Origin of the sequence: Crocosphaera sp. UHCC 0190 (assembly GCF_034932065.1) — a bacterium.
GTDB lineage: Bacteria > Cyanobacteriota > Cyanobacteriia > Cyanobacteriales > Microcystaceae > UHCC-0190.
Window position 1 is genome coordinate 34,748 of sequence record NZ_JAYGHP010000019.1, and the last position, 20,872, is coordinate 55,619.

16 protein-coding genes are annotated in these 20,872 nt (G+C 39.5%); 14 read left to right on the top strand and 2 right to left on the bottom strand.

Annotated elements, in window-relative coordinates; genetic code table 11:
- Positions 1-65: 65 nt before the first annotated feature.
- On the top strand, positions 66-2,333 hold the full coding sequence (gene hypF / locus VB715_RS19780; protein ID WP_323302917.1) for a carbamoyltransferase HypF: 2,268 nt from the start codon (positions 66-68) through the stop codon (positions 2,331-2,333).
- Between the two features lie 240 nt (positions 2,334-2,573).
- Here the strand turns inward: hypF and cimA are convergent, their stop codons facing one another.
- Complete coding sequence (gene cimA / locus VB715_RS19785) at positions 2,574-4,205, bottom strand: citramalate synthase (RefSeq protein WP_323302918.1); 1,632 nt, start codon at positions 4,203-4,205, stop codon at positions 2,574-2,576.
- A gap of 255 nt (positions 4,206-4,460) precedes the next feature.
- On the opposite strand from cimA, the gene VB715_RS19790 reads away from it, so the two are divergent.
- The 3 genes from VB715_RS19790 to VB715_RS19800 all read left to right on the top strand — a co-directional run bounded on the left by VB715_RS19790 (position 4,461) and on the right by VB715_RS19800 (position 7,628).
- Entirely contained in the window at positions 4,461-4,919 is a 459-nt protein-coding gene (locus VB715_RS19790; protein ID WP_323302919.1) for a universal stress protein, read from the top strand.
- A 184-nt stretch (positions 4,920-5,103) separates the two neighbouring features.
- On the top strand, positions 5,104-6,960 hold the full coding sequence (gene ftsH3, locus VB715_RS19795) for an ATP-dependent zinc metalloprotease FtsH3 (RefSeq protein ID WP_323302920.1): 1,857 nt from the start codon (positions 5,104-5,106) through the stop codon (positions 6,958-6,960).
- A 320-nt stretch (positions 6,961-7,280) separates the two neighbouring features.
- On the top strand, positions 7,281-7,628 hold the full coding sequence (locus tag VB715_RS19800; RefSeq protein WP_323302921.1) for a hypothetical protein: 348 nt from the start codon (positions 7,281-7,283) through the stop codon (positions 7,626-7,628).
- A gap of 122 nt (positions 7,629-7,750) precedes the next feature.
- Here the strand turns inward: VB715_RS19800 and VB715_RS19805 are convergent, their stop codons facing one another.
- Positions 7,751-8,695, bottom strand: coding sequence for a hypothetical protein (locus VB715_RS19805; RefSeq protein ID WP_323302922.1), 945 nt, complete (start codon positions 8,693-8,695; stop codon positions 7,751-7,753).
- A 290-nt stretch (positions 8,696-8,985) separates the two neighbouring features.
- On the opposite strand from VB715_RS19805, the gene VB715_RS19810 reads away from it, so the two are divergent.
- The 10 genes from VB715_RS19810 (at position 8,986) to VB715_RS19855 (ending at position 20,842) form a co-directional block, all read left to right on the top strand.
- Positions 8,986-10,116, top strand: a complete 1,131-nt coding sequence (locus tag VB715_RS19810) for a DegT/DnrJ/EryC1/StrS family aminotransferase (RefSeq protein WP_323302923.1) — start codon at positions 8,986-8,988, stop codon at positions 10,114-10,116.
- Positions 10,117-10,220: 104 nt separating this feature from the next.
- Positions 10,221-10,814, top strand: a complete 594-nt coding sequence (gene leuD / locus VB715_RS19815) for a 3-isopropylmalate dehydratase small subunit (RefSeq protein WP_323302924.1) — start codon at positions 10,221-10,223, stop codon at positions 10,812-10,814.
- Between the two features lie 97 nt (positions 10,815-10,911).
- Entirely contained in the window at positions 10,912-11,907 is a 996-nt protein-coding gene (locus VB715_RS19820; protein ID WP_416336960.1) for a pentapeptide repeat-containing protein, read from the top strand.
- A 79-nt stretch (positions 11,908-11,986) separates the two neighbouring features.
- The gene (ureC, locus tag VB715_RS19825) at positions 11,987-13,720 is read left to right on the top strand and encodes an urease subunit alpha (RefSeq protein ID WP_323302925.1); all 1,734 of its coding nucleotides are present in this window, start codon (positions 11,987-11,989) and stop codon (positions 13,718-13,720) included.
- A gap of 95 nt (positions 13,721-13,815) precedes the next feature.
- On the top strand, positions 13,816-15,120 hold the full coding sequence (locus tag VB715_RS19830) for a hypothetical protein (protein WP_323302926.1): 1,305 nt from the start codon (positions 13,816-13,818) through the stop codon (positions 15,118-15,120).
- A gap of 75 nt (positions 15,121-15,195) precedes the next feature.
- Positions 15,196-15,813, top strand: a complete 618-nt coding sequence (locus VB715_RS19835) for a Uma2 family endonuclease (protein ID WP_323302927.1) — start codon at positions 15,196-15,198, stop codon at positions 15,811-15,813.
- 94 nt (positions 15,814-15,907) lie between these two features.
- Positions 15,908-17,014: a Holliday junction branch migration DNA helicase RuvB gene (ruvB, locus tag VB715_RS19840; RefSeq protein ID WP_323302928.1), complete on the top strand. Its 1,107-nt coding sequence runs from the start codon at positions 15,908-15,910 to the stop codon at positions 17,012-17,014.
- Positions 17,015-17,089: 75 nt separating this feature from the next.
- Complete coding sequence (locus VB715_RS19845) at positions 17,090-17,548, top strand: hypothetical protein (protein ID WP_323302929.1); 459 nt, start codon at positions 17,090-17,092, stop codon at positions 17,546-17,548.
- 148 nt (positions 17,549-17,696) lie between these two features.
- A complete protein-coding gene (nadB, locus tag VB715_RS19850) occupies positions 17,697-19,340 on the top strand; it encodes an L-aspartate oxidase (RefSeq protein ID WP_416336961.1) in 1,644 nt (547 codons plus the stop codon).
- Positions 19,341-19,726: 386 nt separating this feature from the next.
- Positions 19,727-20,842, top strand: a complete 1,116-nt coding sequence (locus VB715_RS19855) for a HEAT repeat domain-containing protein (protein WP_323302930.1) — start codon at positions 19,727-19,729, stop codon at positions 20,840-20,842.
- Positions 20,843-20,872: the final 30 nt, after the last annotated feature.

The following is a 20,872-nucleotide window of genomic DNA, read 5'->3' on the forward strand; positions in this document are numbered from 1 at the left end:
GGAGAAAAATATAGCTTTTACATTTGAGTCGTGAAAACCGTAACGTTTAGATAAACTTAATTATAATGGAATTACAACGCTTAAAAATCATTATTCAAGGGGCAGTACAAGGGGTCGGATTTCGTCCGTTTATTTATCGTTTAGCAACAGAATTAAACTTAAAAGGATGGGTGAATAATTCTGCATCAGGAGTTTTTATCGAAGTTGAAGGAAACCGAGATACTCTAGAGACTTTTTTAACCAGAATTCCCTTAGAAAAACCACCGCGATCGCAGATTCAAACCCTAGAGAAAACTTGGTTAAATCCTGTTAATTATACCACCTTTGAAATTCGTCACAGTAGCAGTGGAAAAAAAACAGCGATTGTTTTACCTGATTTAAGCACTTGTTCTGACTGTTTACAAGAAATTTTTGATCCGAATAACCGACGTTATTACTATCCCTTTACCAACTGCACAAACTGCGGGCCACGTTATACAATTATTGACAGTTTACCCTATGATCGTCTTCACACAACCATGCAAGGTTTTATGATGTGTAAATTGTGTCAGGAAGAGTATGAAAATCCTCTTAATAGAAGGTTTCATGCTCAACCAAACGCTTGCCCTTCTTGTGGCCCAAAATTAGAATTATGGAACAAAAAAGGGGAAATTTTAGCCATTGAAAATGAAGCTTTACGAGAGACAGTAAATTATCTAAGAAATGGTGAAATTTTAGCCATTAAAGGGTTAGGTGGATTTCACTTAATGGTGGATGCTAAAAATCCTAAAGCAGTCCATGAATTACGTCAAAGAAAACGTCGCCCTCATAAACCTTTTGCTTTAATTTATTCCTCCTTAGAACTGATTAAATCTCATGGTGAAGTCAGTCCCTTAGAAGAAACATTATTAACTTCTCCTGAAGCACCTATCGTCTTATTAAAACGTCGGGAAAATACTAATAATTTATGTCAAGAAATTGCTCCTAATAACCCCTATTTAGGGATTCTGTTACCCTACACACCATTACATCATTTATTACTCCAAGAATTTGGATCACCTTTAGTCGCAACCAGTGGGAATATTTCTGATGAACCAATTTGTATTCATCAACAAGAAGCATTACAAAGATTAGGCAATATTGCAGATTTATTTTTAGTCCATAACCGTCCTATTATTCGTCCTGTTGATGATTCTATTGTCAGAGTAATGGGAGGCCGAGAAATGATGATTCGTCGCGCTAGAGGTTATGCACCTTTTCCGATAACAATACAAAATGTACAGGCAAAAAGTAATATTTTAGCAGTGGGTGGACATTTGAAAAATACTGTTGCTATTCTCAAGAATAATCAAGTTTTTATCAGTCAACATATTGGAGATTTAAGCACATCAGAAGCATTAAAAGCGTTTCATCAAGTGATGGAAAGTTTAAAGGGACTTTATGACTTTGAACCTGATATAATTGCTTCTGATGCTCATCCTGATTATCTTTCTAGTCAATTTGCAGCAACACAAAATTTACCCTTAATTAAAGTTCAACATCATTATGCTCATGTCTTAGCTTGTGTAGCAGAAAATAACTTAAATTTTCCCGTTTTAGGGGTTGCTTGGGATGGCACAGGATACGGTGATGATGGTACAATTTGGGGAGGAGAATTTTTATTAGTAACTGCTGAGGGTTATGAAAGAGTTGCTCATTTTCGTCCCTTTAAATTACCTGGAGGAAATCACGCTGTTAAAGAACCAAAACGAATTGCTTTAGGGCTATTATTTGAAATATTTAGCTCATTTGATGAGTTACAATTACCATTTTTAGAAACATTTTCAACCAAAGAATTAACCTTAATCAAACAAATGTTATCTCGTAATGTGAATGCACCTAAAACCTCCAGTGTTGGTAGATTATTTGATGGAGTTTCCGCAATATTAGGCACTTTTCAAAACATTAGTTTTGAAGGACAAGGGGCCATGGGTTTAGAATATGCGATCGCAGATTTTCAAACAGATCAATTCTATCCTTATGAAATTATTGGCAATAAATATCCGTTAATTATTGATTGGAAATTGATGATTAAAGCAATTTTAGATGATATTAACAATCAGATTTATTCCTCAAAAATTGCTGCCAAGTTTCATAATACTTTAATTGAAATGATTATCAACATTGCTCAAAAAATACAAGAACCTCAAGTTGTATTAACAGGGGGATGTTTTCAGAATAAATACTTAACAGAACGAGCAATTTTACGGTTAAAGCAAGAAAAATTCAGTCCCTTTTGGCATCAAAAAGTACCCCCGAATGATGGGGGAATAGCATTAGGACAAATTCTTGCGGGAATATTACAAAACAAGTGACATTTTGTATTAAAAAGGATTAGGTGTTGAAGAATGAAGGTTAAAAGATAAAAAATTACCGTATCAACTAGAATGAAATCAATCTTTAAAATATAAAACTAATTCATTGATAAATCTTAATTTACATAAAAATGGGTTGGGACGGATTGATTAATTCCGGTTAGAATGTAAAAATTATTGCCGTCTAACCCATCCTACATAAATTTATTATTGATGAATTATTGAACACTTCCTACAGGACTAAATTGTTGTAATCACAGACTTTTTAAGGGAAGATTTTAACAACAATCCATATTCAATCCCTTCAACTACTGCCTGATAAGAAGCCTCTAAAATATTAGGAGAAACCCCCACCGTTGTCCAGCGTTCCTGACCATTACTCGACTCAATTAAAACACGAGTATTAGCAGAAGTTCCTGAACCTCCATCCAAAATTCTCACCTTATAATCAGTCAAATGAAATTGAGCAATTTCAGGATAAAAATTGACTAAAGCCTTTCTTAAGGCACTATCTAAAGCAGAAACCGGCCCATTACCCTCTGCAACCTCTAATCTATCCTCTCCATTCACCGTTAGTTTAATGGTGGCTAAAGCGTTACTATAGGGCATTCCTTCCCCATACAACATATCACAATGAACCTGAAAACCTTTTAATTGAAATAGAGTTTCTCGCTGTCCCAATGCTTGACGCATTAACAATTCAAAACTCGCTTCTGCTGCTTCAAATTGATAGCCTTCGTGTTCCAATTCCTTCAATTTTTCTAAAATATGACGACAAGCAACATCATCTTTAGTTAACTCAATACCAAAAGATTTGGCCTTCGATAACACATTACTTAATCCCGACTGTTCCGAAATTACAATGCGTCTTTCATTACCAATTTGTTCCGGTTTAATATGTTCATAAGTGAGGGGATTTTTCTGCACGGCTGACACATGAATTCCCCCCTTATGAGCAAAGGCAGAACGCCCCACAAACGGTCCATGATCATCCGGGGCTAAATTGACCATTTCACTGATTAAACGGCTAGTTTTTGTTAATTGAGTTAACTGATTTTCACTTAAACATTCATAGCCCATTTTTAATTGTAAATTGGGAATTAATGTACATAAATTCGCATTGCCACAACGTTCCCCATAACCATTGATGGTTCCCTGTACCATTCTTACCCCTTCAACTACCCCCGCTAACCCATTGGCCACAGCAGTTCCCGAATCATTATGAGTATGAATGCCTAATTGTGGCCCATCGGTATCCGGTTCAATTTCCAAGGCAACCACCACATCCTGAACAATGCGGCTAACATCGTGGGGTAAAGTTCCCCCATTGGTATCACAAAGAACTAACCATTCTGCCCCGGCTGCTTTCGCTGCTTTGAGGGTTTCTAAGGCATAATCAGGGTTATTAACATAGCCATCAAACCAATGTTCCGCATCATAAATCACCCGTCTTCCCTGACTGCGAAGATACTCAATCGTATCTGCGATCATCTTTAAATTCTCCTCTAGGGTGGTTTTTAACCCCTCTGTGACGTGAAGATCCCAAGATTTGCCAAAAATTGTCACCCAACGAGTTCCGGCTGCTAAAATTGCCTTTAAAAGTTGATCCTCTGCTGCCAACTTATGAGGGCGACGGGTAGAACAAAAGGCCACCACTTCCGCTTGGGTGAGGGGTTCTTCTTGTAACTTCCAGAAAAATTGTACATCCTTGGGGTTAGCTCCCGGCCATCCTCCTTCAATAAAAGGAACCCCCATTTTATCCAATTGACGGGCAATTTTCAGCTTATCTTCTAAAGATAAGGAAATTCCTTCCCGTTGGGCCCCATCTCTGAGGGTGGTATCGTATAGCCAAATGCGGTTAACTGTCCCCATAGGATTATTTTTATGCTCTAATCGACTAAAACGTTAACAGGTTACTAGGATCATTGACGATCGCTTACTTAATAATTATTGTTTGTTGCGATCGCAGATTATCCCTTATTATCATCATAGAGCCAAACTTATCCTTTACTGATATTTCAAGGCTTAAATTTTTAGGATAAACATAAGAACTTTTAATAAGACTGAAACTTTTGCCTGTTACCTTGTCTCCATCAGTAATTTAGATGCTTACTCGCTGATCAAACAATGACATATCAAAAAATATTAGTGCCTTTATCCCATACAGATGACAGGGAAAAAGTCTTTACTCAAGCCTTAAACCTGGCCAAACAAGACAAAAGCATTTTAAAACTCTTTCACTGCATTTCCTCTGATGTTTATATTACCCCCTATGGAACCTTTACCACCAGCCAATTAACCACCTTGCTACCCCAATGGCAACAACGGCTAGAAACGGAGCAACAAAGCATCGTAGAATGGTTAACAGACTATAGTCAACAAGGCTCAGCACAGGGAATTTCTGTCGAGTGGGATTGGAAAATTGGCGATCCCAGTACCTCCATTGTGCAAATGGCAAAAACTTGGGAAGCCGATCTGATTATGATGGGACGTAGAGGCTTAACCGGATTATCAGAAATGTTACTGGGAAGTGTGAGCAATTATGTGGTTCATCATGCTCCTTGCTCTGTATTGCTCATCAAATAACCCCTCCCTTCCAGAATTCCCTAGTCAAACCTTCCTGAGAAACGTTAACATAAGTTAACAACCGTTTCTTCAACAGAAACATTTTCTGCATAGTCAGGCGTTATCATCTGGTTAAGTTCTTAACCTCGATATATTCTCCGTTAACTCTGTCTTTACCTTCAGTAAATTTAAAGAGGCCGAAAGCGTGAACAAAAATAACAAAAAATGGCGCAATGCCGGACTATACGCACTCTTATTGATTGTCGTATTAGCTCTAGCATCAGCTTTTCTAGATAACAATAACTCCCAAAGTCGGGAAAGTTTAACCTATAGTGAGTTTATTAACCGAGTAGAAACCCATAAAATTGACCGGGTAACTTTAAGCGCAGATAGAACCCAAGCGAGAGTTCCTAACCCCAACAATGGCGCACCTTTGCTGGTTAACTTGCCTCCCAATGATGCTGAATTAATCAATATTTTGTCTAAAAATGGGGTAGACATCGCCGTACAACCCCAAAATGATGAAGGTATCTGGTTCCGCGTTGCCAGTAGTCTATTCTTGCCTATTCTACTTCTCGTCGGATTATTCTTCCTGTTGCGACGGGCCCAGAGTGGCCCTGGTTCTCAGGCCATGAACTTTGGCAAGTCCAAAGCGCGGGTACAAATGGAACCCCAAACCCAAGTAACCTTTGGGGACGTGGCCGGTATTGAACAGGCAAAATTAGAACTCACCGAAGTGGTAGATTTCCTGAAAAATGCCGATCGCTTTACTGCTATTGGTGCCAAAATTCCCAAAGGAGTCTTATTAGTCGGCCCTCCTGGAACCGGAAAAACTCTCTTAGCGCGGGCCGTAGCGGGAGAAGCGGGTGTGCCTTTCTTCAGTATTTCTGGCTCAGAATTTGTGGAAATGTTCGTCGGGGTGGGTGCATCTCGTGTTCGTGACTTGTTTGAACAAGCGAAAACCAACGCCCCTTGTATTGTCTTTATTGATGAAATCGACGCAGTGGGCCGTCAACGGGGGGCCGGTTTAGGAGGAGGTAACGACGAACGGGAACAAACCCTCAACCAACTCTTAACAGAAATGGACGGGTTTGAAGGGAATACAGGCATTATCATCATTGCTGCTACTAACCGTCCTGATGTCTTAGACGCAGCTTTATTACGTCCTGGTCGTTTTGACCGTCAAGTGGTGGTTGATCGCCCTGACTATGCGGGTCGTCAAGAAATCCTTAAAGTTCATGCCCGTGGGAAGACTCTTTCTAAAGACGTTGACCTCGATAAAATTGCCCGTCGGACTCCTGGGTTTACCGGAGCAGACTTGTCTAATCTGTTAAATGAAGCAGCCATTTTAGCGGCCCGTCGCAATTTGACCGAAATTTCTATGGATGAGGTCAATGATGCCATTGATCGCGTTTTAGCCGGGCCTGAGAAGAAAAATCGGGTCATGAGTGAGAAACGTAAAACCTTAGTGGCTTTTCATGAAGCTGGCCACGCTTTAGTGGGGGCCTTGATGCCTGACTATGACCCCGTTCAAAAAATCAGCATTATTCCCCGTGGCCGGGCCGGTGGGTTAACCTGGTTTACCCCCAGTGAAGATCGGATGGAGTCTGGGTTATATTCCCGGTCTTATCTACAAAATCAAATGGCTGTCGCTTTGGGTGGCCGGGTTGCTGAAGAAATCATCTTTGGTGAGGAAGAAGTGACCACTGGGGCCTCCAATGATTTGCAACAGGTGGCAAGAGTCGCTCGTCAGATGATTACTCGGTTTGGGATGAGCGATCGCTTAGGGCCCGTTGCTTTGGGCCGACAAGGTGGCAGCGTCTTCTTAGGTCGAGATATTGCGTCTGATCGGGATTTTTCTGATGAGACTGCCTCGGCCATTGATGAAGAAGTGCGTCAGTTAGTGGATACTGCTTATCAACGGGCTAAAGATGTGTTGGTTAGTAACCGTCAAATCTTGGATAAATTAGCAGAAATGTTGGTCGAGAAAGAAACTGTTGATTCAGATGAATTGCAAGAAATTTTAAGCAGCAATGAAGTGAAAATGGCAAGTATTGCCTAGGTTTTTCAACTCATTAAATGTTTAGGCAGCACCTTGAAAAAGTGCTGCTTTCTTTTTTATGCCAAGTATGGCAAAACAAGTATAAGAAATATAAATCATTAGCCTAAATATTGACGTTATTAGACAAAATTAACGCCTAATTTATAAGAATAAATAAGATTATCAGCTTAATGTTAAACGTGACCAATTTTAATGGTTTATCGTCTCAGGGTAATTCTCTCTTATCAGTAATGGTTCCAGTTTTCAAGTTCTTAGGCTTAAATAAGCAAGAGAGTTTACTACTTGTATTAGCTCTTGTTTCTTTCATTACACTAATTTTGATGATTCTCTATCAAAAAGCGTCTTTAACCACCTTATTTGCCATTGCTGCTGTTGGTGGACGTTTAGCAACTTATCACCGAGCTTATGACAATTTTATGATAATTTTCTTGTTAGTTCCTTTAGGTTATTCCACATTTAAATATTCGACAAAAATTCTTTGGTTTGGTTTTATTATAGTGGCTTTATCTTTATGGGGAACGGTTAAAATGAGTAAAAATGATCTTTACGAACTTTTCCAGTTATTTGCCTGGATGATTGGATTGGCAGTCTTTCTGATTTCACAGAACAAAGATAATAGTTCCCAATTAGAGACTGAAAATAGTTCAATCTATGAGTTAAAAAGTTAAAAATTATATTATTGATTTATGATAAATCTCTGTTCCCTGTTCGATCATTACCTTTTGCTGATATTTTTATCTTACAATTGAAATAAGACTGCTATATCAAGCTTATTTTAAGACAACAAAAACTATTTCATCCGATGTTGCTGTACTTCCCTAACCATAAATAAGATTAAGGCAACAATTAAAGGTAAAAAATAATAAATGGCGCGATAAGCAATTAAAGCACCTAAGACATCGGCATTGGAAACAGTGGAAGGTGTTAATAATAAAATCACCGTTTCAAATACCCCTAAACCCCCAGGAACACTACTAATTAATCCTGCGGTTAACCCTAAAATATAGATGCCAAAAAACCCAGGAAAAGATAATCTATGTCCCACAGGAAGTAATAAATATAATACGGCTGATGCTAAACCCCAATCAAGGGCAGCAACACTAATAGAAGCTAAAGAAATCTTAGGAGCAGGAAACTTAATCAATTCTGAACCAATTTTCAGGGAACCTTTTCCAAAAACGCTAATCACAAAATAAATAGAGACAAAAATTAAAAAGATAATGCCGATAGGATGAGCCGACTTAAAGGGTAAATGAAGAATAGCAGGAAGACTCAAAGGATCAACTAAAAAAACAACCCCACTCACCGCAAATAGTCCTAACCAAAAGGTTAAATGAGTAAAAATAATTAACTGAGCAATCTTAAGTTTAGAAACCCCCCAAGTCCCATAAAAACGATAACGAATAGCTGTTCCTGAAAAAGCCGTAAAACCAATGGTATTACCCACCGCATAACTAATAAAAGCGGTTAAGGCAATTTTAGCAGGAGCCAAAGATTGATTAATATAACGAAACCCCAATAAGTCATAGCCTGTCATCGTTAAATAACCGAATCCCGTTAAAGCGATCGCCGTCAATTTATGACCCTTGGAAATCGTGCTTAAATATTGCCAAATACTTTGTAAACTATGGGCTTTTAGTTCATGAGTAATCATGATAATTGAAGCAACAAATAACAATAAAGCCAGTAAAATTGGCAGCATTTTAAGACAGAAACGAAGGATTGGCGATCTCATAAACTTTCAGCAACTCTGAATTCTGATTCAGGACTTACGCAACGCCTGTAGATATTGAGTGTTTTGCTAGGGTCAATTCATGAATTGACCCTGCGGGTAGTGCTGGTGCGTAAGTCCTGTGATTATTTAGACTAATATTAGTGGAAAAATTTCCCCTTGTCCCCCTCAACAGAAAACTAATCGAGGGATTCCCTTTTGTAAGGTTCCCAGGAGTACGCTACCCTAAAGTCCTGTGGCGGGAGTCCTCTTTTTGCATTTAAGATAGGTATAAAATTTTGATTAAGATGCGAGTGAACACCATTCCCCCTGTCGATTTAGTCCGTCAACACAAGCTCATCAGTGAAGATCTTGATGCTGCTGTTCTCGAAGTCGTGCGTTCGGGTCGTTATATCGGTGGTGCTGCCGTCAGCGACTTTGAACAACAATTTGCTCAGTCTGTCGGAACCTCCCAATGTGTGGGCTGTAATTCAGGCACCGATGCCCTCTATTTAGCCCTGCGTGCCTTAAATATTGGCCCAGGGGATGAAGTTATCACCACCCCCTTTACCTTTATCGCCAGTGCTGAAATCATCAGTCTAGTGGGGGCTAAACCCGTTTTTGTGGATATTGAGCGCACCACCTTTAATTTAGACCTAGAAGCCCTAGAAGCCGCTATTACCCCCCAAACCAAAGCTATTATTCCCGTTCATTTATTTGGCCAACCCGTCAACATGACTCGTTTGTTGGAAATTGCCCAAAAACATAATCTCTACATCGTTGAAGACTGCGCCCAAGCAACGGGGGCTAAATGGGGAGAGCAACAGGTGGGCAATATTGGCCATATTGGTTGTTTTAGCTTCTTTCCTACCAAAAATCTCGGAACTTGTGGGGATGGAGGGGCCGTCACCACCAATGATCCGGCGATCGCTGATGCTATTCGTGTCATTAAAGAACATGGCTCCCAGGTCCGTTATTATCATGATGTCGTTGGTATCAATAGCCGTCTCGATGCGATACAGGCCGCTATTTTACAAGTTAAATTGCCTTATTTAGCGCAATGGAATGAGCAAAGAAGAGAGGTTGCTCAACGTTATCATCAATTATTAAACCCCATTCCAGGGATACAACTTCCCCAGGAAATTGAAGGAGGGTATCATGTCTGGAATCAATATACAATTTTGGTGGAACATCAAGAACAAGAAGAAACCCTTTTCCGCGATCGCCTGAAAGAAAACTTACAAAAACAAGGGATTATTTCGATGATTTATTATCCCATTCCCTTGCATTTACAAAAAGTTTATCAAAAGTTAGGCTATCAAAAAGGAGATTTTCCCGTCACCGAAAAAGCCGCCCGTCAAGTCTTATCTTTACCCATGTTTCCTGATCTTTCCTTAGAAGAACAAGAACAAGTTACCTACGCTTTAAAAGATCATTGTGCCTAATAAAGCTAAAAAAAGTTTAACCAGATCTGATCAGGTTTCTCACGGCTTATGATAGAAGGAGAAATCTAACTTCAGTTTGCTAAAAATCGTACAGGATTGTATTAATGAGCCAAGTCACAACTATTTCCGGTCAAGGAATTCCCTTAGTTGGGGATGATATTGATACCGATCGCATTATTCCCGCGCGGTTTTTGCGTTGTGTTACCTTTGATGGGTTAGGAGAACAGGTATTTGCCGATGATCGCAGCCAATTAAAGGGACAACATCCCTTTGATCAGCCCCAATACCAAAATGCTCAGATTTTAGTGGTTAATGCTAATTTTGGCTGTGGTTCGTCACGGGAACACGCCCCCCAAGCGATTATGCGATGGGGTATACAGGCTATTGTGGGAGAAAGCTTTGCCGAGATCTTTTTTGGCAACTGTATCGCCAATGGCGTTCCTTGTGTTACCGCCTCCCCAGAAGCGATCAAAACCCTCCAAAGTCTACTCCAAACTAACCCCCAAGCTCAAGTTACCGTAGATTTAACTAGCAAAGAAATCAAGTGTAATGATTGGGTTGCGCCTATTGCTATGGGAGAAGGATCGCGTCAAATGCTATTAGAAGGCACTTGGGATAGCTGCGGACAGTTGATTCAAAACCTTGAAGAAATCAAGGCTAAAGCCCCCAAATTACCCTATCTGGCCTGGCATTCCTGACCCCAATTGTCTTAGATTGATCCAAAACACACATAATAGAAAATATCTAAGCTAGAGTTGTTTTGTTAAGCAATAATAAGGCAACTGAGATCACCCCATGTCAAACCTAGGTTTGATTATTTCAGATTTTATGAATGTTGAGGAGTTAATCTGGCGATATGGTCAGGGAGACAGGGATTTTAGTCGGCTGGATCTTCAGCGTGCCGATCTCATTCAGCTTGATCTCAGTGAAGCTAATTTAAGCCGTACCGCCTTAGATTGGGCTAATTTAAGCGGAACCGACCTCAGTCGTGCTAATTTGAACCGTGCTGACTTAATTAATGCCCGTCTCATCAGTGCTAAATTAGTCGCAGCAGATTTAACCGGAGCCAATCTGAGCAATGCGGATTTAAGTTGGGTAAATTTAGAAGAAGCAACCTTGATTAGTGCGGATTTAAGCGGGGCCAACCTCAAACAAACCAATCTCAGTTACACCGACCTCAGAAGTGCTAATCTCAGTGATGCTAACCTCAGTGGGGCTATTTTAAGTGGGGCAAAATTAAGTCGTGTAGATCTCAGTGGGGCCAATTTGAGTGGTGTGGATCTCAGTGGGGCCAATTTGAGTCGGGCCGATCTCAGTGGGGCCGATCTTAGAGAAGCTGACTTAACCAATGCCAATCTTTATAAAGCGGATCTCAGTGAAAGTAAGCTACAAAATATTGATTTCCAAGAAGCTTTTTTACAAGGGGCAAATTTTAGCCGCTCTAATTTAAAAGGAGCGAGTCTGACGGGAGCAATTTTACGAGAGGTGAATCTCAGTCTTGTTACTCTCTCTGAGTTTAATTTACGGGCGATCACCTTTGCCAGCGAAATTGATTTAAGTTCCGCTAATCTCAAAGGGGCTAACTTAAAAGGGGCAATCCTCCGTCATGCTAATTTGGGCTATGGATTACTCAATAAAACCTATTTAAGCGATAGTATTCTTCGGGGAGCTAATTTAATTGATGCGTCTTTGCGGGGGGGAGATCTGCGAAATGCTAACTTTCGGAATAGTAATATTAGTGATATTAATTTAACTGAGGCAACCATGCCTGATGGCAGTCTTCATCCCTAAATCCTGAATTAACTTATGATGTTGTCTAACGAATCAAATTAAAATCTTTAAGGGGATTTAGGAGTTAGGAGAACCCATCATGAGTTATCGTATAGATCGTCAAAAATACGCCGCCATGTTTGGCCCCACTATCGGCGATCGCGTTCGTCTAGCCGATACAGATTTACTGATTGAAGTGGAAGCAGACTATACCACCTACGGCGAAGAAGTTAAATTTGGTGGTGGAAAAGTGATCCGCGATGGTATGGGACAATCCCCTATCATCAATGGAGAAGGGGAGGATCAAGCTGCTGATACCGTCATTACTAATGCTTTAATCCTCGACCACTGGGGCATCGTCAAAGCCGATGTCGGCATAAAAAACGGCAAAATTGACAAAATTGGCAAGGCAGGGAATCCTTACACCCAAGATAGCATTGATATTATTATTGGCCCTGGCACCGAAATTATCGCCGGAGAAGGGCGAATTTTGACCCCTGGAGGCATTGACACCCATATTCACTTCATTTGCCCCCAACAGATAGAAACTGCCCTGGCATCAGGCATTACCACGATGATCGGAGGGGGGACGGGGCCGGCCGCCGGAACGACTGCTACTACTTGTACTCCTGGCCCTTGGCATATTTACCGGATGTTACAAGCGGCCGATGCTTTCCCCATCAATTTAGGATTTTTTGGTAAGGGTAATTGTAGTGTTCCCGATGGATTAGTACAACAGATTAAAGCGGGGGCCTTGGGGTTAAAGCTTCATGAGGACTGGGGAACGACTCCTGCGGCCATTGATACTTGTTTGAGTGTAGCCGATGAATATGATGTACAGGTGGCGATTCATACGGATACGCTAAATGAGGCGGGATTTGTCGAAAATACTATCGCTGCCTTCAAAAATCGCGTAATTCATACTTTTCATACGGAAGGGGCCGGAGGGGGTCACGCGCCTGATATTTTGCGGGTTTGTAGCTATCCGAATGTGTTACCTGCTTCGACAAATCCGACTCGTCCTTATACGATTAATACTATCGCAGAACATCGAGATATGTTGATGGTTTGTCATCATCTTGATCCAAATATTGAGGAAGATGTTTTATTTGCTGATTCAAGAATTCGTAAAGAAACGATTGCGGCTGAAGATATTTTACATGATTTAGGTGTAATTAGTATTATGGCTTCTGATTCTCAGGCCATGGGAAGGGTAGGAGAAGTGATTATTAGGACTTGGCAAACTGCCCATAAAATGAAGGTACAACGAGGATTTTTACCGTCTCAGATTCCTGTTTCTACGACTTCAGATAATGATAATTTTCGGGCTAAACGATATATTGCTAAGTATACAATTAATCCGGCGATCGCTCATGGAATTTCGGCTTATGTGGGTTCTATTGAACCTGGAAAGTTAGCAGATTTATGTTTATGGAAACCTGCTTTTTTTGGGGTAAAACCGGAAGTTGTTATCAAAGGAGGGATGATAGTTTGGGCGCAAATGGGTGATCCTAATGCGAGTATTCCTACTCCTGAACCTGTCTATATGCGTCCCATGTTTGGGGCGTTTGGTGGGGCGATTGGGGCTACTTCTTTAACTTTTATGTCTCAAGCAAGTTTAGAGTTAGAAATTCCGCAAAAGTTGGGGTTAACTTCGAGAGTTGTTGCTGTTTCTAATACTCGTAATATTGGGAAAGCAAATCTGATTCATAATGACGCTACTCCTCATATTGAAGTGAACCCAGAAACTTATGAAGTGAGGGCCGATGGTGAATTATTGACGGCTGAACCTATGGATAAATTACCGATGGCACAGCGTTACTTTTTGTTTTGAAAATAAGTATTTTATATTAAGAAAAGCAAGAACATATTAGGACATAACAGTGTTAAATCCATTAATTCCTTTTTGTTCCTTAAATCTTTAACATTATGTCTCAGATTCATCTCAGTTTCATTTATACCCAAAATTATAAAAATTTAATGGGTCAATTTAACCTAAATAATCTTAATCTTTTTATCGGTTCCAATGGTTCAGGTAAAAGTAATTTAATTAATAGTTTTAAGTTTTTAAAAAATTGTATTATACCTGTTGCTGATTCAAGTCAGGGAGTGAGTATTTTTGAGGATGCTATCTCTAAAATAGGAAGCAGTAAAATTTTAGATATTAATGTAGAAAAACCTGCTTTAGTTCGTTTTGCTTATGGTTTTTCTAATTTAGCTAATCCTCCAGAAAATTGTGTTTTAGATTTGAGCCTGTTTGTACCAAAACAACAGTTAAGAGTTTCTATTTATAAAGAATATTTATATATAGGTTCTAGTTTGCATGAACATTTAAAAGACCCTTTTTATTATTATAAGCTTCATGATCAATTAAGCGGCAAAGGAACAGTTTTTGATGAACATCTAGGAATGACAGAAGTAGAAAATATTTCCAATACCTCTCTTGCTTTAAATTCAGAATTGCTACAAGGACATGATATTAAAACTCTGCTTTTATCAACTATTTCAAATTGGCAATTTTATAATGCAAATAATATGGACTTAAAAGAAATTAGAGAATCTGAACCCAAAATAGGAGGAGGAGACATTTATTTATCTTCATCATGCAATAATTTAGCCTTAGTCATTGAAAATTTAATAAATCAAGATCTTGATTTTGAAGAACGGTTAAATGAAGCAATTAAATTAATTCTTCCTCAAACTCGTCGTATTAGATCAATTCGTTCAGAACGAGATAAACCTAATTCTATGCTTGAAAATGGAGGACTTATTAACTTCTTAAGAAAGCATTTTCCTAACTGTACCTTTGAAAGAAAAACCCCTATTAGAAAGAAACCTGGTGGTAAAGCAAATAAACCTAATATAAGTTATGGAAAAACAGGAATCAGTTTAATTGCTCAAATCAAAGAACAATTACCTATTGCCTTGAAAAATGAACCTAATCAATGTAGTTTAATACTAATATTTGATGATTTAGATTGTCGAAATGTTGAACAACAAAAAGAAGAATTTGTCAAGGCTGTTAATAAAGTCTTTGAATCATCATCTATTGATTTATCTAAACCTCCCATATTTGTCGCATTTGCTGCACCCGAAATAGAATCATGGCTGATTGCAGATTGGGATAATTCTATCGCTAAACATACAGATTTTCGCATTAATAAGCGACATGAAAAAATGCGTTATTGGCTAAGTTCTCAATGTAAAATTTCTTTTATTTCGATAATTTTATGAATACTTAAATAAATTTGTCATACTTAATAGTATTGAGTTATAATTAAATTATATAAGTATAAAGTAGGTAAACAAATGGTTCAAGTTGTCGCTAAAACTAAACCAGTAACCTTTGAAGAATTTGCCCAGTGGAAACCAGATGGGGGACTCTATGAATTGCATGATGGAGTAATTATTAAAATGCCACAACCAGTAGGAGAACATGAGGATATTACTAGCTTTTTAGCTGAAAAAATCATGGTTGAGTATCTTCGTTTAAACTTACCCTACAGGATACCTAAAATCGTATTAATTAAGTCAATAGAAAGTGAATCAGCTTACTCACCAGATGTTTTAATATTAAATCGTCCCAACTTAATTAATGAACCTTTATGGAAAAAATTATCGACAGTAACTCAATGTGCATCTATTCCCTTAGTTATCGAAGTTGTTAGCACTAATTGGCGAGTTGATTACTTAACTAAAGTAAAAGATTATGAAGAAATAGGTATTCCTGAATATTGGATTGTCGATTATTTAGGATTAGGTGGTAGAAGATTTATCGGTAATCCTAAACAACCAAGTATCTTAATTCACGAACTGATAGATGAAGAATATAAAATCACTGAATTTAAGGGTGATCAAAGAATCATATCACCAACTTTTCCAGAATTAATTTTAACAGCTAACCAAGTTTTTAACGCGGGTGCTTAATATAGCAGTTTCCCTAGATTTTGATTCTATTTAATTGTAAGGTAAGGTAACAGTCAATTTTTACGCCTTATCTTCTGATAATACTTTTGAAATTATGGCTATTAAACGCTCCAAACCCTCTCAAAATCACCCCCCCAAATCATCAAAATCTCCTGATGTTAAAGTAGAAACAGAAAAAAAAGAGCTACTATCCCAAAAAGCAACAGAGGGAGAAAAAGATAACTTAGAAGAAAGTATTCGTCCTCATCGCCTTAATGATTATATTGGACAACAGGATCTTAAAGATGTTTTAGAAATTGTCATGGGAGCCGCTAAAACCAGAAATGAACCCATCGACCACTTATTATTATATGGGCCGCCTGGTTTGGGTAAAACCACAATTTCTTTGATTTTAGCCTCAGAAATGGGTGTTAATTGTAAAATTACAGCCGCCCCTGCCTTAGAAAGACCGAGAGATATTACAGGATTATTAGTTAATCTTAAACCAGGAGATATTCTCTTTGTTGATGAAATTCATCGCCTCAATCGCTTAACAGAAGAACTGCTTTATCCCGCCATGGAAGACTATCGTCTTGATATTACCATTGGTAAAGGACAAGCTGCCAGAACAAGAAGTATTCCCTTACCCAAATTTACCTTAGTCGGGGCAACTACTAAAGTTGGGGCCCTAACCTCACCCCTACGCGATCGCTTTGGACTAATTCAACGCTTAAAATTTTATGAACCTGATGAATTAAGCTTAATTATTTTACGCACTGCCAAGATTTTAAACACCTTAATTACCCAAGAAGGGGCCCAAGAAATTGCCCGTCGTTCCAGAGGAACCCCTCGTATTGCTAACCGTTTATTACGACGAGTTAGAGATTATATTCAGGTCAAAAAATTCGAGACAATTACTCAAGAATTAGCCGCAGAAGCCTTAGATATTTATCAAGTTGATCCCCAAGGACTAGACTGGACAGATCGCCTCATTTTAACCACCATGATGAAGCAATTTAATGGGGGCCCTGTGGGGTTAGACGCGATCGCGGCTTCTACAGGAGAAGACACCAAAACCATTGAAGAAGTTTACGAACCCTATTTATTACAAATAGGCTATCTTAATCGCACCCCAAGGGGAAGAGTTGTTACTGCTGCGGCCTATCAACATTTAGGGGAAACGGGAGAAGAACAGTTATCAATTTTTGATGATTTGCCGTAATCAAAATCACTGCCAAGGTCATAATTTTAACTTATATTCGATCTAAAACCTATTTTTAGGCTGTTGTATTTTGCTATGAACGTTAACCCAAATATTGTTATTTCTGCCCCCCATATCGTGATTCCTCAAGCCTATTGGACTCCCCTTTTAGGGGAAATTTTGCGAGAAGCCGATCTGATTACCTCCACTCAATTGCAAACCGCATTAAGAGATAAAGGCGAATATCAAGGGCAGCGCATTGGGGAAATTTTAGCCTTACAGGGTTGGTTAAAACAAGAAACCGTTGATTTTTTTGCTGAACAATGGACGACTTGTTTACAACAAGGGCCCCAATATCCCATTGGCGAATATTTGAAACAAGCAGGCCTCATTGATGAGACACAAATTCAACAAATTTTAAGGGAACAGCAACAAATTAAACTGAAATTTGGACAAATTGCCGTTGGGAAAGGGTTAGTTAAACAAAAAACCCTTGACTTTTTTCTCAATAGTTTATTTTGTCATTGTGCTGAAGAATCTTTATTTGTTGCCTAAACATTGATGTAGGGGCGAACGACTGTTCGCCCCTAGGGATGATTGTTCAAATCAGGATCGTTAAGGTTACAGTTAAAGAAGAAAAATTTATCCTGAGACTGTTGTTACCTTGACATCTTCAGCGAATTGTGTGGAAACTGAGAGGCTGATGACCCCCTTTGACATTGTTGTCGTCGGGTCAGGGGCGGCCGGACTTTATGCGGCCTTATGCTTACCAAAGCACTATCGAGTGGCACTAATTACCAAAGATAGCCTAAAAACCGGAGCTAGTGATTGGGCCCAAGGAGGAATTGCTGCGGCGATCGCCCCGGATGATTCCCCAACCTTCCATTTAGAGGATACCCTAAAAGCCGGAGCCGGCCTCTGTGATAGTGCGGCGGTTCAATTTTTAGTGGATCATGCTGCGACTGCCATCAAATCCTTAGTAGAGATGGGGGTGGCCTTTGATCGTCAAGGGAAACAATTAGCCATGACCCTAGAGGCTGCCCATTCTCACTCCCGTGTTCTCCACGCTGCCGATACCACAGGAAGGGCCATTGTTAGTACCCTCACTGAGAAAGTCATCGAACGTCCTAATATAGAAATTATCCCCCAAGCGATCGCCCTTCAATTGTGGCTTAATTCCACCACAAAACGCTGTCAGGGGCTAAGTATTCTCTATGAGAACCAAATTCATTGGATTCAAGCTGCTGCCGTCATTTTAGCCACAGGAGGCGGCGGCCAAGTTTATGCCCAAACCACGAACCCCTCCGTTAGTACAGGGGATGGAGTGGCCTTAGCTTGGCGGGCCGGGGCTATCGTTCGAGATTTAGAGTTTTTTCAGTTCCATCCCACGGCCTTAATCAAACCAGGGGCCCCCCATTTTTTAATTAGTGAAGCGGTACGGGGAGAAGGGGCCCATCTGATCGATGCAGAGGGAAAACGGTTTGCCTTTGATTATCACCCATCAGGAGAATTAGCCCCTAGGGATGTGGTCAGTCGAGCAATTTTTAGTCATTTGCAAAAACACGCCCCAGATCCAGCCCATGATCCCGTTTATCTGGATTTGCGGCCCATTGATTCCCCTAAAATTCGCCGTCGCTTTCCCAATATTATTCGCGTTTGTCAGAAATGGGGCATTGATGTTTTCCAAGAACCCATTCCCGTCGCTCCTGCGGCCCACTATTGGATGGGGGGGATTCAAGTAGACTTGAATAACTGTACCTCTATTCCTGGACTTTATGCCATTGGAGAAACGGCTAGTACGGGAGTACACGGGGCCAATCGTTTGGCTAGTAATTCGTTGTTAGAGTGTTTGGTATTTGCGGCCCAATTGGCTAACCTGGAGGTGAATGCTTTGTCCCCTAAAGAGCAGGTTTCTGTGACGGTGATTGCAGATCTTCAAGGGTGGGAAACGGACATTGAATTAATTCGGCAGATTCGTCAGGCCTTACCCACCCTAATGTGGAAAAGTGCAGGGATTTCTCGAACGCAAGGGGTCTTAGAATTGGCTCTAAGACAGGTAAAACAGTGGCAAAGTCAAGTCACTTCCTTGGCTATGAGTAATTATATTTTGAGGTTATCTCCCCCTCAAGAGGTGAGGTTTGAATTACCCATTGCACAGATGTATTTGCGAACTTGCGCCGAAACCCTTAATTTGTTAGATATTGCCTATTTAATGCTTAATAGTGCCTTGTTTCGCACGGAAAGTCGCGGTGGTCATTATCGTTTAGATTATCCTCAGTCTTCTTCTCAATGGGAACAACATACCCTCGTTTCTGGCGATCGCTGGGGAATAACCTCAGTGGATTAACCTCCCTTGACAAGGCTTTGAGCTTCTTATTCAAGAATATAACAAGTTTCCTAACATCTGGACTCAGTTTTGGCCAAGCCAAGAAACTTAATGACTGCTATGATGGCAAAAAAAAGAAGATGGGTTAAAGTTGAGTCAGATTCTATCTTTAAATAAGGATTAAGGTTTTATGGATGAAACCAATGTATTATGTTAAAAATAGACAAACTTTAGAAAAATTGGACAACTAAGGCTAAACTAAGCTAAAAGTAGATAGATTTAAAAAACTGAGACAACTAGGGCTAAACTAAACAAAGTTGAGTCAACAAATCTCAAGTGATAAGATTAGAGCAAGCATTAAAGGTTAAATCAAGAAAACTGAGCCAAAAACATTTTAAACTTTCTATATGATTAACTATCGTTTATCCCTATTAATAATTATCTTTCTCACTGGTTTGGGTTGGGCCCCGAATAGTAACGCTAGGGTATTTTTATTAAATCAGAGCGCAACCGAGAGAAAGGTTGAAACCGTCGCGCAAGTTCCCGCAACTCAGGCATCTAAACCTTCCCAGTATAATCTCGTAATGCAAGCAGGGTATCAAGCGACAAATGACAAAGATTACAAAAAAGCAAAAGAACAATTTACGAAAGCTCTGCAAGTACGTCCTAATGATATTTATGCTCAGCAAGCACTCCAAAATGTTGAATTTTATCTTGCTAAACAAGCTAATCCCCTGAGTAATTTAACTAATAATGGCCTTTTCTTATTGCTAGCATTAATCATAATTACGGGTAGTTTTTCTTTGGTTTTTTGGTTGTTTTTTCGTCGTCCTTCTGCCTATCCTAAAGAGAAATTTGAAGAAGAATTATTGACTCCCCAAAAAGAACCAGAAGATTTAGAACCCTTTGTAACATCTCCTAAAAAATCATCAGTTAAAAACCAGATAAAGTCTCATCAAAATGGATTAAAACCGCTCATTTCATCAAATATTTCGGCAGATCAGGGATCAATAACTATTCAGGAAACAAGCCGTATTTCCAGTCGAGATCCCATAGAAACATTAATAGATGATTTACAAGAAAATGATCCCAAAAAACGCCGTAAGGCTATCTGGGAATTAGCTCAGAAAGCTGATTCTAGGGGGATGAAACCTCTTGTAGATTTGATGATTGATACGGACTCTCAAGAACGAAGTCTAATTTTAGAAGCTTTATCTCAAATTAGTGCAAGAACTCTGAGACCAATGAATCAAGCTTTAGCGATTTCTTTACAAGATAAAAATCCCCAAGTTCGTAAAAATGCCATCCGAGATTTAACCAGAATTTATGAATTAATGTCCCAAATTAGTCAACTGCTTTGTCATGCGATCGATGATACGGATCGAGAGGTTCAAGACACCGCAAAATGGGCTATTAATCAATTAAATACCCAAATGCCTCCCCGTTTAGAGATCCTCACTCGTGATATGAAACCAGAGGTAACTGTGGAACAATCTTATTCAGATTCAATCGAAGAAATCTAAGATAACTTAATCCTAAAGAAAACTAATTTA